This window comes from Pedobacter sp. B4419, assembly GCF_059693725.1.
The window spans coordinates 222,788-240,566 of record NZ_JCASSL010000001.1 but is presented as its reverse complement, the minus strand read 5'-3'; the positions used below and the strand labels follow the sequence as shown (position 1 = coordinate 240,566).

At 41.2% G+C, this 17,779-nt stretch carries 9 protein-coding genes; 4 read left to right on the top strand and 5 right to left on the bottom strand.

The features are described 5' to 3' along the window. Positions 1 to 62: 62 nt before the first annotated feature. From AC570H_RS00850 to pnuC, 3 genes are all read right to left on the bottom strand, one after another. Entirely contained in the window at positions 63 to 1,547 is a 1,485-nt protein-coding gene (locus AC570H_RS00850; protein ID WP_497350728.1) for an alkaline phosphatase PhoX, read from the bottom strand. Positions 1,548 to 1,658: 111 nt separating this feature from the next. Further along, complete coding sequence (locus tag AC570H_RS00845; RefSeq protein ID WP_497350726.1) at positions 1,659 to 2,744, bottom strand: acyl-CoA dehydrogenase family protein; 1,086 nt, start codon at positions 2,742 to 2,744, stop codon at positions 1,659 to 1,661. After that, complete coding sequence (pnuC, locus tag AC570H_RS00840; protein ID WP_497350725.1) at positions 2,744 to 3,418, bottom strand: nicotinamide riboside transporter PnuC; 675 nt, start codon at positions 3,416 to 3,418, stop codon at positions 2,744 to 2,746. The genes AC570H_RS00845 and pnuC overlap by 1 nt, the downstream gene beginning before the upstream one ends. A gap of 416 nt (positions 3,419 to 3,834) precedes the next feature. On the opposite strand from pnuC, the gene AC570H_RS00835 reads away from it, so the two are divergent. Then, positions 3,835 to 5,151 carry a thioredoxin domain-containing protein gene (locus AC570H_RS00835; protein WP_497350723.1) on the top strand — a complete coding sequence of 439 codons (1,317 nt, stop codon included), beginning with the start codon at positions 3,835 to 3,837 and terminating at the stop codon, positions 5,149 to 5,151. Positions 5,152 to 5,190: 39 nt separating this feature from the next. Here the strand turns inward: AC570H_RS00835 and AC570H_RS00830 are convergent, their stop codons facing one another. Continuing rightward, a complete protein-coding gene (locus AC570H_RS00830) occupies positions 5,191 to 8,187 on the bottom strand; it encodes a DNA gyrase/topoisomerase IV subunit A (protein ID WP_497350721.1) in 2,997 nt (998 codons plus the stop codon). A 656-nt stretch (positions 8,188 to 8,843) separates the two neighbouring features. On the opposite strand from AC570H_RS00830, the gene AC570H_RS00825 reads away from it, so the two are divergent. Continuing rightward, the gene (locus tag AC570H_RS00825; RefSeq protein ID WP_497350719.1) at positions 8,844 to 9,656 is read left to right on the top strand and encodes an archaemetzincin; all 813 of its coding nucleotides are present in this window, start codon (positions 8,844 to 8,846) and stop codon (positions 9,654 to 9,656) included. Positions 9,657 to 9,826: 170 nt separating this feature from the next. On the opposite strand, the gene AC570H_RS00820 is transcribed toward AC570H_RS00825, so the two are convergent. After that, positions 9,827 to 10,318 carry a cytidine deaminase gene (locus AC570H_RS00820; protein WP_497350717.1) on the bottom strand — a complete coding sequence of 164 codons (492 nt, stop codon included), beginning with the start codon at positions 10,316 to 10,318 and terminating at the stop codon, positions 9,827 to 9,829. Between the two features lie 163 nt (positions 10,319 to 10,481). Between AC570H_RS00820 and AC570H_RS00815 the strand changes: the two genes are divergently transcribed. Both AC570H_RS00815 and tamL read left to right on the top strand, forming a co-directional pair. Beyond that, a complete protein-coding gene (locus AC570H_RS00815) occupies positions 10,482 to 15,473 on the top strand; it encodes a translocation/assembly module TamB domain-containing protein (RefSeq protein WP_497350715.1) in 4,992 nt (1,663 codons plus the stop codon). Continuing rightward, positions 15,457 to 17,775 (top strand): translocation and assembly module lipoprotein TamL, encoded by a 2,319-nt coding sequence (gene tamL / locus AC570H_RS00810; protein ID WP_497350713.1) that lies wholly within the window; start codon positions 15,457 to 15,459, stop codon positions 17,773 to 17,775. Before AC570H_RS00815 ends, tamL begins: the two co-directional genes overlap by 17 nt. Positions 17,776 to 17,779: the final 4 nt, after the last annotated feature.

Sequence of the window (17,779 nt, the reverse complement as noted above, 5' to 3'; positions counted from 1 at the left end):
AAAAGTTATCCCTCAATGCCTATAAAAACACTGAGGGATATAATAATCAATTATTGGGGTTGCTATTTTTCTATGCCGCGCACAATTACGATTTGTCCGCCTTCACTATTATCTACCAACCTTTTAGTGCCACCATCTACGTTCTTAAACTTAGCACTTGTCCAAGTGTGCGGGTGTAGATTGATCACAAAAGTATTTGGCAAGCCAACCAGGTCGGAGATATCGTACATGGCACCATATTCCCATGAGCTTAATGCCGTAGAATTTGAAGGATTGTATTTTGCGTTAAATGTTGCATCATTTCTTCTATGGTTCATTTGGATCATTGGTTTTAAGGTTTTCGAAGTGATTCCAAACTGCCAGATCGTTCCGTCGTGATCATTGTTGATGTAAAATGAATCGCCGTCTTCCTGTATGTAGACAAAGTTTTCGGTTACACACAGGTTATCAGGGTTTACAATGCTCTTGCCAGGATTATCGGCGCCTTCTACAGCCACTTCCAATTTACCTTTTAATGGATTGCTCGCATCTAAAACCAGTTTATACACACGGCCCCACATGTTTTTGCCGGTTACCGGAGTGAGTTTATCGGCTTGGCTTACCCCTGTTGCGGTAAAATAGATTTCGCGACCATTGGCTGCACTGCCTTTTCTGTAATCGATATCCTCTACGCGTGCAAACATGATGGCATTCTTGCTTACAGTCTGTTGTTGGTTCTGCGTACCTGTATTGGTTTTTGCATTTTCGATCTCTACAAACTCTACATCATAGGAAGAACCCTTGCTCATGTTGGTTTCTATAGGATCGTTGTTGCTGCGTTTCAAGGCATAAACTTTACCATTTTCTAAATCACCTTGGGTATTGCTCAGGTACATGGCCAACTGACCGTCGGTTTCATCCTCGCCAATGAGGATGGCTGTTTTGCCTGCATAAGCACCTTTTGGCAATGGTACAGCATTTTCTGCACTCCATTTGCCCAAGGCAGGCAAGAATTTAGGCGAGCCAATGGCACCAGGATTTAGCGGGTCAATCCCGTGAAAAGAAGATTCCGAACCACTTTCGCCAGCGGTAAGAAAAGTGATTTTGCTAAAGCCGTGTTCTTCTGGAGTAGCCAAAGTAGCCGAACACAAACGGGTTTGGCCACCATCTGAGTTCAAAATATACTCGCCTTTAACTGGCTTAAGGTTTTTATCCAAATATACCCTAGATACCGATTGCAGAATCTCATGGTTGTTGATCATAATGTAGCCTTCGCCGTTTGGGTTTTTGAACATACCGGCACCATCAGGCTGTGCACCGAAGACAAAACTTGGAGATTGAGCCAACACATCATCGCTGCTAATGAGAGTGGTCACCTTAAGGTTGTCAAAACCAGTTAATGTTTTAATTAAAGCGGGGTTAACAGATTGGTTAACCAATTCGATCTTTTGCTCAACTTCAGGGTCTTTTTTGCTTTTTTTACAAGCGACAACGGTAGCCGAAACCATGGCGATTGCCAAAGCCGCGCCAATAGCGGCGGTTTTTCTGTTTGATAGATTTGTATTCATGATATTGTTTTAGTTTTCCTAGTCCCAAAACTATGTCGTGAATATTGTTACAAACTTAAATCTATGTTAAGAAAAGCTCCTATTTTCAACTTTGTTGCAATTAAGATCAGTCTACTTAAAAGTAAGCAGTGCATGTTGGCTTGCCGTATGCAGGTCTCGCCATACCCGATTGAGTTCGCTTTCTTTTTTAGCAGCTTCCAATCCACAGTAAGGATAAAGCGTATCTACCACTATTCGGGCTTTGTGCGCCAATTCGCGGCTCAGCCTGCTTACTTCTTTTAGACTTGTTTCTTCTATGTTTTCCTGATGGATCAACTCCTCCCAAGTTTGATCGAAGGCATCATAAAAAGCATTACGAAGGCTGTTGAGTTCTTCTTTGCAACGCAACAACTCGGCATTAAAAAAAGCGATTTGTTCTTCGTTGAAGCGTTTAAGGCCTGATCGCCCGTAAAAATACTCTTCTACCAAGGCTACAAAATGCAGGGCCATGCCCGAGCTGTTCACCGCCAAAGTCGTTTCGGCCAATTGCAAAAAAGGATAATCGAAGCCTTGATCGGCCACTTTGATATCATTGTTGATCTTAAAAGACCTGTTAAAGGGCACTTCTACGTTTTTGACTTCAAAGGCGTGGCTTCCGGTAGCGATCAATCCGAAATAAGACCAGCCGGGCAAAATCTTTACCTCTTCCTTTTTAAGGATAAACGAACTGATCAATGGCAAGCCATTTTCGTCGAGGATATCAGAACCGTCTTCATTTTTCAGGGCGCAGTTTGCCGTAAATATGGTGGCATGCAAAGCGCCGCTGGCATATTTCCAATCGCCATTAATCAGGCAACCATTTGGCGTTTGAACAGCTGTACCGCCTACCGCGCCACTCCCGGCAAAACATACCTCACGATCGGCAAAAATGTCTTTGGCCAATTCAGGATCAAGGAAACCGGCAAACCAAGATGCCCCACTACACAACGTAACCGTCCAGGCCAAGCTGCCATCAACGCTGGCCAATTCTTCTTCCAACCTTAATATTTCTGGCAATTTCTTTCCTGGTCCGCCATACGTTTGGGGCACAAAAAGCTTAAACCAATTTTCCTGGTAAATAAGTTCCAAAATTTCTGGTTGCAGTTCGCCAAATTTTTCGGCCAAAGGTGCATACTTTTTAATTTCCCTTTTCCAAAGGGGTTTTAACAGGTCTTCCATTAAGTAGTAGCGGGATTGAATTTGTTTTTATTGTAGATTTTCTTCCAATCGAGATAACCAAAAATGGCCACAATAAATAAGAATAAAGTAAGTGCCGACATTAATACCAGTTTCTTATGAAACAGTAGTGGTATGGCAACAATATTCGATATGTTAAGAAAAATCCAGTTCTCTATACGCCTCCGCGCCAACAGCCACATACCTGCCCATGCAAATGACGATACAAAGGCGTCGGCCACAGGCACATCAGATTTTATAAAGTTGACATTAATATCTAAAGTGCTGAAATACCATGTTTTTTCTGGAAGGTGCGTAAGCAAAAAATAGAAAAACAGAAAACCAATAACGGATATGGATATGGCAACGGTAAGTTCGCTTTTCGTGCTCCACAGCACTTCTTTATGCTGATGGTCTTCTCGGTTTTTCCAGATCATCCAACCATATACGCTCATTACCAAATAGTACATGTTGAGCATAATCTCAGCATACAAATGGGCGCTAAACAATAAGTACATCCCCAACAAAATAGAGACGATCCCCGTTGGATAGAGCCAAATATTATTCTTTTTGGCCAATAAAACTTCTGAAACACCAAAGCCAACTGCCACCCATTCGATAATAGAGGTATGCGCAATTTGGTTTTTGAACAACACAAACCAGTCTTGAAAATTCATTTACAACACAATGCCTTTTACAGCTTAAAGATTAATGAAAAACTGTTTTCAGGGCGAAACAGCATTGTAAACAACCTCTTCCTACGTCGGCATTATCCGAATCAGGTGCGTTTAAAGTTAAAAGTTGAAAGTAATTAAGTTAAAAGCGCTATCGCTTTAAACCTTCAACTTTTAACTCAAACTGGGTATAATCTCAGCCGAGCGATTGGTAAAGGCTTACACAACCGAACAGCACCCCTTTGAGTTGGCCAAATATAAAGCAAAAGTTCCTATAAATTGACATTTGACATCCAATTAATCTATTTTGCATTATATTTAACGCAAGTACCGAAAACATGAAAACCATTCTTAAACTAATGCTCTTGCTATTCATTTCTCTAAATGTTAAAGCACGACAAATAGATTTTGTTCAAAACATGGACGAAGCTGTTAAAATAGCCACTAAAAAGAAAAAGCCACTTTTTGTCTTTATCGAAACCCCTAGCGCGGCGCATAACCAGATCAATGGCTTGACCGATCCCGAGGTGGTTGAACTTTTCAATAAAAATTTCGTTTCAGTAAGGCTTTCATTCACCGATGCAGAAACACAAGCTTTACGAAAAAAATATTCCACATTAAATAAATTTCCTGCATTTGCATTTATGCACGCTGACCAAGAATTGTTCTTCAGTGATTTTGGAGCATCTTCTACCAAATATAAATATGTAAAGATGGCAGGCGATGCGTTAGTGGCTGCCAAACAAAAAACACTTGCTGCTTATGAGAAGGAATACCTGGCCAACAAAAAAGACATCAATGCTTTAAAAGCCTATATAGATGCCAGAAAAAAACAGGGCCTAAATAATAATGCCGACCTAATTGAAGATTATGTAAACCTGCTTACCATTGCTGATTTTAACAATTATCAAACTGTACTCTACATATTGGAAGCAGGCCCTTATTTGGATGGCAATGCCTATAAATTTAGCCGCACCAATTATAAAATCGTAGATAGCATTTATAAGAACGAGCCTCTTGAAAAACGACAAGCTATTAATGCCAACATAAGGATGAATACCTTAAACATGGCCATAAAAACCAAAAATATACAGAAAGCTCAATTGGCGGCCAATTTTGCAAGAAGTGTTTGGGGCAAAGATTATATGCAGGGCTCAAAATCTTATGAGTACGAAATGATGAACTACTTTAAGTCTATTAATGATACCGCACAATACTTTAGAAATGCAAAGAGCTATTATGACAGGTATTATATGACTGTAAGTGCCGATTCTATAAAAAAACTAGAAGATAAAAGCAAAGAAGAAATGTTGGCACGTGCAAAAAGAGCCATGCCCGATCCGAAATATAAATTGACAAGGCAACAGGTTGATAGCCTCTCTAAACTGCCAAATTCAAAAATCATTAGAAGAACCGAAACCTTTGCAACCGTTACAAGTACCGGGTCATCTTATGCAATGCAACTTAACAACGCGGCTTATAGTTTTTACGAAGCTGGAACAAAAGACCTCAATCATTTATCAAAAGCATTGATTTGGAGCAAGAGATCGATTGTATTAGATCCGCAGGCAAATTATTATGATACCTTAGCACACATTTATTATGCCATGGGAATTTTTAATGAAGCTACGGCTACCCAAAAACTAGCGGTAGAGAAAGCCAAAGAAGAAAACAAGGGAGATGCACAGGCAAGATTTCAAAAAGAGCTAGAGAAGATGATAAACAAAACCTTATAAACAAAAAAGCCGATGTTCAATCGGCTTTTTTGTTGGCAGTTAGAAAAATCCCAGTTGACCTTTATCGTCAATCTTAATGTCATCGGGATTGGTGATTTCTAAATCTATCTTTTTTGCTGGCTTAGTTTCCTCTTTCGGCTGTTCTTCAGCAGTCGGTTCAGGTTTGGCCTCTTCTTCCGGCTTAATTTCAGGAACTACCTCTTCAATAGGTTCGGCTTTTACCTTTTCTTGAACAGGTGCTTTTTCTGTCACAGGTTTTTCCTTTGGCGGTTCTGCCTTAAATACCGGTTTTTTCTTTGGTGCAACTACTGGCTCTTCGGTTACAGGGCTCTCCTCGATTACAGGGAGTTCCACATCTTCAACAGCCTCTGGCACCACTTCTTCTATGGTCATTTCGGCAACTACCTCTTCGACAAGCGTTTCGTTTGCTTCAGTTTCTTCTGTTGTAGAGTTTTCTTCCGCTTCGAGATCCACTTCATCTTCTATGCGTGTATTTTCAATCAGTTCTGTGCCAATTTCAGGTTCCGCATCAACCAGGCTTATATTCTTCACGTCGTGCTGCGAAACGCGATTGCCATTGGCTTTCATACCTTTTACATCAATCAGTCCTGCCAAGTCTACTACCAAGGTTTCTGGCGTTTTAGACTTGCCTTTTTCTATGTCGATCTGCACTTGGGCATCAGGTTTTCCAGTAATAAAAATCATTTTAGAGCCCGGCTCTTCGCTGATAATGGTTACCTCTTTGCCTGCTGGCTGCATTTCGAACACAAAACGTTTTACAAAATAGTTTTTGGCTTTGGTATCATAATGTACCAAGCCATATACTTTTTCTGGATCGTGTTTCTGCATCAGTACAATTCCCGGATCAAAGTGATTGCTCAAATCGAACGAAGTGAGTTCGTACCAACCTGCCGCATTTACCTGAAGGATTTTGTCGTCGCCATCAAATTCGCCTAGGTATTTACCTCTGCCATCAACGTTTAAGCGTTTCAGTAGTTCATCGTACCAGATTTTTAGTCCAGATAAGGTAGAAACCCCTTTACTCTTCAGCAATACTTTCTTAACAGGATATTTCGATACGATATTACCCATCGAGCCACGTCCTTTGATGGCTAATTCAGCAAAATCGAGATCAAATTGTAGTTTTTTAAGTTTGGAATGCGGCTTAAGCTGTACCGTAACAATTTCGGCCTCGCCATTAGGATTGGCTGTAAAATACAGCACCTTCGAACCTTTGCCGCCTTTGGTCAAGTCGTACTCTTTGTCGCGTGTAACGCCCAATACGGCAAAGCGCTTCACATAATTGGTTCCGCTTGCTCCATCTTTGTAAATCAGGTTATAAACGGTACGTTCATCATTCTTTTTAAATACCTGGGCATGGATAATGCCTTTGCCCACAAAAGTTTTATCGGCTACTTTGGTTACCGTAAACTTGCCGTCTTCCCTAAATACAATAATCTCATCGATATCAGAGCAATCAGCTACAAATTCGTCTTTACGCATCCCTGTACCAATAAATCCGTCTTCACGGTTCATGTATAGTTTTACGTTAGCAAGGGCCACTTTAGAGGCCTCTACTTTATCGAACAGACGGATTTCGGTTTTACGTTCGCGCCCTTTGCTGTACTTGTCTTTTAGCTTTTGGAACCAGGCAATGGCATAATCGGTCAGGTGACGCAAGTGCCCTTTCACTACTTTAATTTCATCTTCCAGGGCTTTCATTGCATCATCGGCCTTTTTCACATCGAAACGGGTAATGCTACTCATGGGCTTATCGATCAGCTTTTTGAAATCCTCCGGCAAAATTTCGCGGTACAAAGAAGGCTTAAATGGATCGAACAAAATGTTCAATACAGTAACTACCGCTTCAAAATCGCTTGCATTTTCATACTCGGCATTTTTGTACATGCCTTCTTGGATGAAAATTTTGAGCAAAGAGCTAAAAAATATCTTTTCCTGCAGTTCGTGCAAACGAATTTCGAGTTCGCGTTTGAGAAGTGCCTTGGTATGGAGTGTATTTTGCGCTAAAATATCATTAACGGTGAGAAATTGAGGCTTCTCGTCTTTAATGATACAGGTATTTGGCGATATGGAAACTTCGCAAGCAGTAAATGCATATAAAGCATCTATGGTTACATCGGGAGAAATACCCGGGGCCAACTGCACCACAATTTCTACGTTCTGCGCGGTATTGTCTTCGATCTTTTTGATCTTGATCTTGCCTTTATCGTTGGCTGCCAAAATGCTGTCTATCACAGAACCCGTTGTGGTACTGTAGGGAACTTCTGTAATAACGAGGGTCTTTTTGTCTTTTTCGGTGATTTTGGCGCGTACCCTGATCTTTCCACCACGCATCCCTTCGTTGTAGTTGGAGAAATCGGCCATACCGCCGGTAAAGAAATCGGGCAGAATATTGGTTTTATTGCCTTTTAACACTTCGATAGAAGCATCTAACAACTCCACAAAATTATGGGGCATAACCTTGGTGGCCAAACCTACGGCAATACCTTCGGCACCTTGAGCCAAAAGCAATGGAAACTTAACAGGCAATGTAATGGGTTCGCTGTTACGGCCGTCATAACTCAATTGCCAATCGGTCGTATCTGGATTAAAAACCACCTCATTGGCAAATTTCGATAAACGTGCTTCAATGTAACGAGGTGCGGCTGCACTATCGCCGGTTACCGGATCGCCCCAGTTTCCCTGACAATCGATCAGTAAATCTTTTTGTCCGATCTGTACCATGGCATCGCCGATAGAGGCATCGCCATGTGGGTGGTACTTCATGGTATTCCCAATTACGTTGGCTGCTTTGTTGAAACGGCCATCGTCCATCTCCTTGAGCGAGTGCATGATACGACGTTGTACCGGCTTAAGGCCATCGTGTATGTGCGGCACCGCCCTATCCAAAATTACATAAGAGGCATAATCTAGGAACCAATTTTCATAAAGCCCGTTAATGGGAGTTACAGTGTGTTTGTTCTCGGTTTCTTCGGGCAGGTTAGCTTCGTTTAGGTTTTCTAATTCGTCACTCATTCGCTATAAAAGTATTTGGGATGCGTAAATATAAGGCTTGTGGCGGGATTTTGAGCGATAAGTTTTAAACAAGTCTGGAGAGGGGTTGGGAGTTGAAAGTGGGGGGCGGGGAGTTCATAGTTTAAAGTGGAAAGTTAAAAGTCTAAAGTCAGAAGTCCGTAGTCCATGGTGGATAGTTCAAAGTGGAAAGTTAAAAGTCTAAAGTCAGAAGTCCATAATCTAGGAGCAAATTAAACTCTTGATACCTGATACTTGCTACTTGCTACTTAGATCCGGGAGTCAGAAGTCCGTAGTCCATGGTGGATAGTTCAAAGTGGGAAGTTCAAAGTCTAAAGTCAGAAGTCCATAGTCTAGGAGTAAATTAAACTCTTGATACCTGATACTTGATACTTGCTACTTGATACTTATAAGCGATTACATTAACCAACTCTAGTCCATAGTCCATAGTCCATAGTCCATAGTCCATAGTCCATAGGTTGGAATGGATGAAACGGAAAATGTAAAAGTGTGAACGATTAATTATTCTCAAGAAGAAATTATCAAAGTAAAATTTATCTTTAAGAAACACCACATCAATGCTTGGCCCTAAAAAGTACTTCATCTTATTCGCAGTTTTGACATTTTTGGCCTGCCGATCAAAACCCGAATATGATCTTGTGATCAAATCCGAACTTAATTATTTTAAGGCTGTGGAGAAAAATGATATCAGGTTAACCACTCCGATGCCAGGAGGATGGCTCTATGAGCATCCTGAAAAAGGCCAAACGTTTGAGGCTTATCAAAAAGCCAAACCTATTAAGCCAAACACCAAGCGATCAGTGCTCTACCTTAAGCCCATTGGCAATTTTGATACGTTGCAATTAAAGGCATTAAGCCTAACGAGAACATATGTTGAGCTGTTCTTTCAATTAAAAACAGTTTTGCTGCCTCCGGTTCCTGACGAAATAGTTCCTAAAAAAGCTACTCGCATGTTAAATGACCATCAGCAATTGCTTGCCCCATATATTTTAGATAGTTTGCTAACCAACAAAACACCACCTAACGGCATTGCATTAATGGCCATTACAGCTAAAGACCTCTATCCCAAAGAGAACTGGAATTACGTTTTTGGATTGGCTTCTTATGGCAAAAGGGTTGGCGTAAGTTCAATTTATAGGTTGCAAGACGAAGAACTTACCCCTTCGAATTTTGATGTATGCCTAAGGAGACTAATGAATATTGCCAGCCATGAAATTGGACACATGTTTACAATGGCGCACTGTACCTTTGCCAAATGCACTATGAATGGCAGCAACAGCCTGAGCGAAACAGACCTTTCCCCCAATCGGCTCTGCTCGGAGTGCCAGAAGAAGCTGTTTTGGAATTTAAGGTACAACAACCAGAAAAGGCTGAAAGAACTTATTGAATTTTGCAGAAAGAATAACTTGTCTCAAGATTTACGCCTTTTAGAAGGAGATATTGGAGGCTAGTTCAGATTTGAGAGTCTGAAGTCAGAAGTCCGTAGTCCATGGTGGATAGTTCAAAGTGGAAAGTTAAAAGTCTAAAGTCAGAAGTCCATAGTCTAGGAGTAAATTAAACTCTTGATACCTGATACTTGCTACTTGCTACTTGATACCCAACCCTCTAACCAACTAATGAGTTAAACAGCTCCCAGCCTATCTTCTACAAAACCAAATGGCAAGAGGCTTTTTACGCTCTTCACTTTGATAATTTGGCCATCGATACAATAGAATAGAACTTCGATTGGCGAATTTTGACGTTTTTCGCATTCTGCCATTACCTGCAAACATGAGCCACAGGAAGTAACCGGATTTTCGATCTTAAAATTATGGGTAAAAGCGGTAATGGCCATTGTTTTGATGACCGCATTAGGGTTGTTGGCACCAATGGCAAACAAGGCTACCCTTTCGGCGCATAAACCCGATGGATAAGCTACGTTTTCTTGGTTGCTGCCCAGAACAATCTGTCCATCGGCCAATAAAATCGCAGTACCTACCTTAAATTTAGAATATGGAGAATAAGAAGTGGCCAATGCCTCCTCTGCTTTTTTACATAATATTTGATCGCTTGCACTGAGCTCTCCTACCCCATCAAACGCCTCGTAGCTAATGCTAAAACTTAGTGTATTCATAAACTAAACATACAGATTATTTATGTAAAACCTAAAATGCCTATATTTAAATAGCTTTTTTTATTGCTTTTACCGAACATTTTAAAAATTTGTTTGTTCTTTTGAGGAGTTAGACCAGATGAGGGTTTACTAAGGTCTAAATTAATTACACAAATAGTTACGCTTGAAGAAGTATCTACGCAAAGGTTTAAAAATTATCCTATGGATTATCGTCAGTGTATTGGCGCTAATTATCCTATTGGCCATATCACTCAATATACCAGCCGTACAAAATTTTGTTAAAGATCAGGCCATTACCTACCTGAAAAAGAAGACCAAAACCGAGGTCCGGCTCGAAAGCATTAAAATTGCCCTACCCAAAGATGTGGTGCTGAACAAGTTCTACATCGAAGACCGCAAAGGCGATACCCTTTTATATGCCGAAAAACTGACCGTCGACATCAGTCTTTTCAAACTCCTCAAGAATACGATCGAGGTTAACAATATCGAACTCAAAAACATCCGCGCCAATGTAAGGCGTATCAATCCCGATACCAGTTTCAATTTTTCTTTTTTGGTTGATGCTTTTATGTCGGAACAGAAAAAACCAGAAGAAAAGGTAGATAAAGACACTACTTCTACGCTTAAGTTTTCTGTAGATAAGGTTTTGTTTGAGGATATCGGCATTACCTATCACGATGATGTGGCCGGCAACGACGTGAAACTCCACCTGGGCGAGTTTAGGACAAAAATTAAAGACTTCGACCTGAACAACCAGCGCTATGTAATTAAACAGCTGAGCCTTAAAAATACTTCACTCAATTACCTGCAGCAAAAACCACTTACCCAGCTCGTACAACACATTACCAAGACGGTTGACAGTGCCGAAAAGGAACAGGGCAAATTGCCGTATATCGAGGTACAGGATTTCTCCTTTAACAATGTGAAGGTAAATTACGACGACCGGCTATCGACCACGAAAGCAGTTGCAGCCATCAACACTTTGGGTCTGGTTAATTTAAAGGTAGACCTGACCAACAGCAAATACGAAGCTGACGAGGCCAAGCTCCATCAGTCGAACATTTTATTTGCCTTTAAACCGGCACCAGCCAGTCAAACAAAAACCGCAAAGCCAGATACAGTTTCAAAGCCATCGCCTTTGGCCTTGCTACTTAAAAAAGTAGATTTTCAGCAAAACAGTTTTCAGTTTGACAACCAGGCGGCCAAGCCTGCCAACAAAGGCATAGATTTTAATCACCTGCTCATTACGGGCCTTAATTTAGGTGCCAATAATGTGAGTTATAGCGCGGCAGGCATCAAGGCCAACGTAGAAAATGGTGCTTTAAAAGACAAAAGCGGTTTTATATTGAGCTCACTAAAAGGCGATGCAGTGTATAACGACAAACAGATCAGGCTGAATAATTTTAGCCTGAGCACGCCAAATACGCACATCGAAAACGTAACTTCTCTTGATTATACTTCGCTTGAAGACTTAACTAAACATCCGGAAAAGGTAAAAATGAGCTTGGTGTTTAAAAATACCACCATTGGATTAAAGGATGCCGGCTTCTTTAGCGATGCCATACCTGCCAACTACCGCAACGAAAAAATAAAGATCAATGCCAAGGTAAATGGCTACCTGAACAACCTCGATATTCCACAGCTTCAGGTAACTGGTTTAAAAAGTACACAAATTGACATTACTGGCAAGGCGAAAGGCCTACCTGATATCAAGAAAACCTGGCTCGACCTCAATATTAAAAAACTGCACCTCACCAAGAGCGATCTTTTGGTGGCCGTACCCAAAAACACATTGCCAAGCAATTTAGAATTGCCCAATGTAATTAATGCAACAGGTAATTTTACAGGTTCGATGACCGATTTCAACACCAAGCTCAACGTACAAACCGATATGGGTTCGGCCGTGGTGGTTGCCAACATGAAAGGTCCGAAAGGCAAAGAAAGCTATAAAGCTGATGTAAGCCTCAACAACTTTAATGTAGGTCGTTTGCTGAAACAGCAGGCTACTTTGGGACGAATTACCGCCAGGGCCAATGTAAGCGGTACAGGATTGGATCCTAAGAAAATCAATGCCAAGTTTACTGCCAATGTATTGAGCGCAACTTATAACAAATACAATTACCGAAACCTGAGCCTAAGTGGCAATTATGCCAATCAACGGGTGGATGTAAAAGGAAACATGCCCGATAGCAATCTCAATTTTAACCTGGATGCCCAGCTAAACCTGGCAGGAAAATATCCGGCGATAAAAGCCAATTTGGAATTGAAACAGGTAGACCTACAGAAACTCAATTTCATGGCTTCAGAACTCAGATTGGCAGGTAATATCAAGGCCAACCTTACTACTGCCGATGTAGATTACCTGAACGGGGATGTTTTTGCAACAGGCCTGCAAATAGTTAAGGATGGCGAACGTTTTAATGTAGATACGGTACAGATAAATGCTGTATCAACCGCGACCGAAAACAAGCTGACCTTAAAATCAGAATTGCTCAGTGCCAAAATTGATGGCAAATACCAGTTGAGCAAGGCAGGCAGTGCCATCATCAACCAAATCAATAAATATTATCAATTCGGACAAGTAACTTCTATTCCAGATCAGCGCATCCGCTTTGACGTACGCTTCTACAATTCGAAGCTACTTCAACGTTTTGTGCCGGAACTGACCACTTTTGCAGCTGCTTCACTTAACGGATTGATTGATACCCAAAAAGACAGCTTGTTGCTCAATGCTTTCTTTCCAGCAGTAGTTTATGGCGATTTCAGGGTAGACAGTACACGATTAACCGTGAACAACAGCGATCAAAAGCTCAACTATAAATTATTGGTGAACAGCATACAGAGCTCGTCTATTGCCTTGTTCAATACAGAAATTTCGGGTATGGCTGCTAATAACCAGCTCGACCTGAATGTTTTCCTGCGCGATAGGCAACGCAAAGACAAGTATGTAATTGGTGGTATTTTTAAATCGATGGATAAGGATTTCAGGTTCAATATCGATCCGAACAAACTCTTGTTGGATTACGAAAAATGGACCATTGCTCCAGAAAACTATATCCAGTTTGGTGCAAATGGTATCCTGGCCAATCAGTTTAACATCAGCAAAAACGAACAGTTGCTCAGCATCAATAGCATCAGCAACACTCCTAATGCGCCACTGAAGGTGGAATTCAAAAATTTCCAGATCGAAACCTTAACCAAATTTGCAGAAACCGACACTACCTTGGTTGGAGGAACCATCAATGGTTTGGTTGATGTAAAGGACTTAGCCAGCAATCCTAAGTTCGAAGCCAATATTAACATTGCCAAGCTTCGCTATCAAAAAGACCAATTGGGCGATTTGAGCGTATTGGTGAACAACAATACCACCAACGCTTTTGAGGTTGATGTACGCTTAAAAGGCATCCATGAACTGCGTGCAAGTGGTTTCTATTATACAGCACCACAAAGTGCGCTAGACCTTACCGTAAATATCGATAAGATAGACCTGAAAGCCATAGAGAGTGTAAGCATGGGGCAGATCAGGTATGGAAGAGGTACGGTAACCGGGCAACTAAGCGTTAAGGGTGAATTGACCAGTCCGAAGATATTAGGCGCTGTGAAGTTTAACAACGCGGGCTTCAATGTGGCTTACATCAACTCCTTCTTTAGCATTCCAGACCAAGAAATTGCCTTTAGCAACGAAGGTGTAAAATTCAACAAGTTTACTTTGGTTGATAGCCTGGGCAAAAAAGCTACGATAGATGGAATGATCTATACCAGCAATTTGAGCAACGTAGGTTTCGGACTCGACATCAGAACTGACAATTTCAGGGCATTGAACTCTACCGTGGCCGACAACGATATGATTTATGGAACGGTGTTCTTAACCAGCAACATCAAATTGAGAGGAAATCTAAAACGCCCAGATGTAAACATGAACATCAATGTAAATAAGGGTACGAAGTTTTTCTATGCCTTGCCATCTGAGGATCCATCGATCATAGAACAAGAAGGCATTGTAGAATTTATTGATGCAGATGCACCGCCATTTAATGGCAAAAAGCCTTTAAAAGTAGACAGCATAACCAAATCGGATATTCAGGGCATGAATTTAGCGGCGAGGATTACCATCGATCCAGAAGCTGAACTTACCGTAGTAGTAGATCCTAGCAACGGCGATGCATTAAATGTAAAAGGCGATGCCAATTTGAACATCACTATTGATCAAAGTGGCAAGATCAGCATGACGGGGCGCTACGAACTAGTTGATGGTTCTTACAAGCTTTCGATAGGCCCATTGAGCACAAAGGAATTTAAGCTGGTAAAAGGAAGCACTATTGTTTGGACTGGTGAACCAACTTCGGCCAATGTAGACCTTACCGCGTTCAATGAAGTAACAGCAGCTCCTATCGATCTTTTAAATGGTTCTGAAAAAGCCGGCGCCAAAAACAAATTGCCATTCCTTGTTTATCTTTACATGAAAGGCGAGTTGCTAAAACCACGAATTTCCTTTAAGATAGATTTGCCTGAAAACGAAAGAGGCGCTTTGGATGGCGATGTATACACCAGGCTCAATATTATCAACAGAGATGAAAGCGAACTGAACAAACAGGTTTTTGCCTTGTTGGGCTTTGGCAGGTTCTTTGCCAACAACCCGTTCCAAAGTTTGGCCGGTGGTGGCAGTGCCTCATCTATTGCGCGCCAAAGTGTAAGCAGGCTGTTAACCGAACAATTGAATAACCTGGCCTCCGACTTGATCAAAGGCGTAGATATCAACCTGGGCCTTAACTCTTCTGAAGATTACAGCAGCGGTGCCATGGAGCAAAGAACAGATTTGGAAGTAGGCCTGTCTAAAAAACTATTAAACGATAGACTAACCGTAACAGTTGGTAGTTCTTTTGGTTTAGAAGGACCAAAAACACCTGGACAAAGCAGCACCAATATTGCCGGCAACGTCAATGTTGAATATGCACTATCGGCCGATGGCAGGTACAGGCTAAGGGCTTACAGACGCAACCAAAACGATGTAATTGTACAGGGCCAGATTATTGAAACGGGCTTGGGCTTTACCCTAGTGGTCGACTATAATAAGTTTAAAGAGATTTTTCAGAAACGCAACCGAAGAAACAGAACAACCATTGAACAGAAACCAAAAAATGAGAAACCTAATTAGACCCTTCTTTTTGATATTGATTTGCTTGGTTTTAGGAAGTTGCAGCAACCTGAAATACTTAAAGCCAGGGCAAGTTTTGTATACCGGTGCCGAGGTTAAGATCAATGTAGACAGCGCCAAACGAATTGACGACCAAAAAGCGGTTAAGCAAAGCTTGGAAGAAAAGACCAGGCCAAGGCCCAACAAAAAAATTCTAGGCTTAAGGCCAAAACTATACATTTATAATTTAGCAGGAGAACCCACCAAGCCCAAAGGCATCCGCCACTGGTTGCGTACCAAGGTTGGTGAACCACCAGTATTGTTAAGCCAGGTGAACCTCAAATACAATAACGATGTATTGAAAAGCTATTTGATTAGCCAAGGTTACCTACAGGCAAACGTTGTAGGCGAAACGGTAGTTAAAAACAAAAAAGGAAAGGCCGTTTATACTGCATCAACTGGTGCAAGGTATAAAATCAGCAGTGTAACTTTCCCTCCAGACACAGGCGATCTCACGAAAATCATAAATCAATACAAAGGCAATACGCTTTTAAAGGTTGGCAATTTTTATGACCTCGATACTTATAAAAACGAAAGGGTTAGAATAGACAATGACCTTAAAGAGAATGGTTATTTTTACTTTAATCCCGATTATTTGATCTTGCAGGTTGACAGTACCATTGGCAAGAATTTGGTGACTATCAATGTAAACATCAAAAAAATTGCGCCAGATGCAGGCCTAAAGCCTTATTCTATTAAAGACATCAACATCTATCCAAGCTACAGTTTAAGACGGGATAGCCTATTGAGAAAGCTGAACCCTACCCTTTACAAGGATTTTAACATCTATGATGACAGAAATACCTTTAAGCCTGGTGTATTTGATAGATTGGTTTTCTTTAAAAAAGGCGAAGCTTATAACCGTAAAGACCATAACCAATCGTTAAACCGAATGGTGAATATTGGTGTTTTTCAGGATGTGAGGGCCGAATTTTTACCAGTAGACAGCTTTAAGAACAATCAACTGGATTTGAACATCTACCTTACACCATTAAAGAAAAATTCGCTTACTTTTTCGGTAACCGGCACCAGCAAATCGAATAATTTTGTGGGTTCAGAAATCAAGCTTACCCAAACCACCCGAAATTTATTCAGAGGTGCAGAACAACTGGACATTAGTGTGAGCGGTGGTTTCGAAACACAGGTAAAAGGTACTTCGCAGGGTAAAAACTCCTACTCTTTTACCGCCGATGCCAAACTGACTTGGCCGAGGTTCATTATTCCTTTTTTCGATTTTACCAGTACCACAGCCTTTATTCCAAAAACCGTGGCCTCTGCCTCCTACCAATTGCTCAACCGAGGTTCCTTATATAGCTTGCATGCTTTTAAGGGCGAGTTTGGCTATAATTTTAAAGAGAACCTCTATAAAGAACATGTGTTCAACCCTATTTCGGTTAGTTATGTGAGGCCTGGCTTTCCTTCTGATAATGTAAGAGATAGCTTGTTTGAGTCCAATCCATCATTGAGAACCTCGCTAGAAAAACAATTCATTATTGGTAGCAATTACAGTTTCACCTATACCAATCAAATGGAAACCCAAAGGCGCAACAATACCTATTTCAACGCCAGTATTGAAACAGGCGGCAATTTATGGGGGGCATTTGTAAAAAAAGATGAGACTGGCCAACGTTCCATTTTCAATGTACCTATCTCACAATTTGTCCGTTTGGAGGCCGATCTGAGAGATTATTACAAAATAAACCGCAACGTTACTTGGGCCAACAGGTTGAATCTGGGCTATGGTTATGCTTATGGCAATACCACTTCGTTACCGTTTATCCGTCAATTTTTTGCCGGAGGAAGCAGTGATATTCGAGCTTTTCCGGCAAGGGCATTAGGTCCTGGAACATATAAAGTTAAAGATGATGCCACTTTTGCAGATCAGGGAGGCGACATCAAAATCATGCTGAATACAGAGTTGAGATTCAAAATGGTGAGTGTACTTTATGGTGCGTTATTTGTAGATGCCGGAAATATTTGGCTCAGAAAAGAAGACAAAGGCGATCCTAACATTCCTGATAGTGGCAAGCCAGGTTCGGGTTTTAAACTAAGCAATGCTTTGAGCGAGATGGCAGTAGGTACCGGCGCAGGCTTAAGGGTTGATGCCTCCATATTCGTTATCAGGCTCGATGCCGCTTTTCCAATCAGAAAGCCTTATTTGCCTAGCGGACAACGTTGGGTGATGGACAAAATAGACTTTGGCAGCAAAGCTTGGAGAAAAGAAAATCTAATTTTAAACATCGGCATCGGTTATCCGTTTTAATGAT

Bases quoted from the DNA above. Each gene is read 5' to 3' on its own strand.
- tamL (WP_497350713.1), top strand. From the start codon at position 15,457: ATGAGAAACCTAATTAGACCCTTCTTTTTGATATTGATTTGCTTGGTT.
- AC570H_RS00845 (WP_497350726.1), bottom strand. From the start codon at position 2,744: ATGGAAGACCTGTTAAAACCCCTTTGGAAAAGGGAAATTAAAAAGTAT.
- AC570H_RS00835 (WP_497350723.1), top strand. From the start codon at position 3,835: ATGGACGAAGCTGTTAAAATAGCCACTAAAAAGAAAAAGCCACTTTTT.
- pnuC (WP_497350725.1), bottom strand. From the start codon at position 3,418: ATGAATTTTCAAGACTGGTTTGTGTTGTTCAAAAACCAAATTGCGCAT.
- AC570H_RS00830 (WP_497350721.1), bottom strand. From the start codon at position 8,187: ATGAGTGACGAATTAGAAAACCTAAACGAAGCTAACCTGCCCGAAGAA.
- AC570H_RS00850 (WP_497350728.1), bottom strand. From the start codon at position 1,547: ATGAATACAAATCTATCAAACAGAAAAACCGCCGCTATTGGCGCGGCT.
- AC570H_RS00820 (WP_497350717.1), bottom strand. From the start codon at position 10,318: ATGAATACACTAAGTTTTAGCATTAGCTACGAGGCGTTTGATGGGGTA.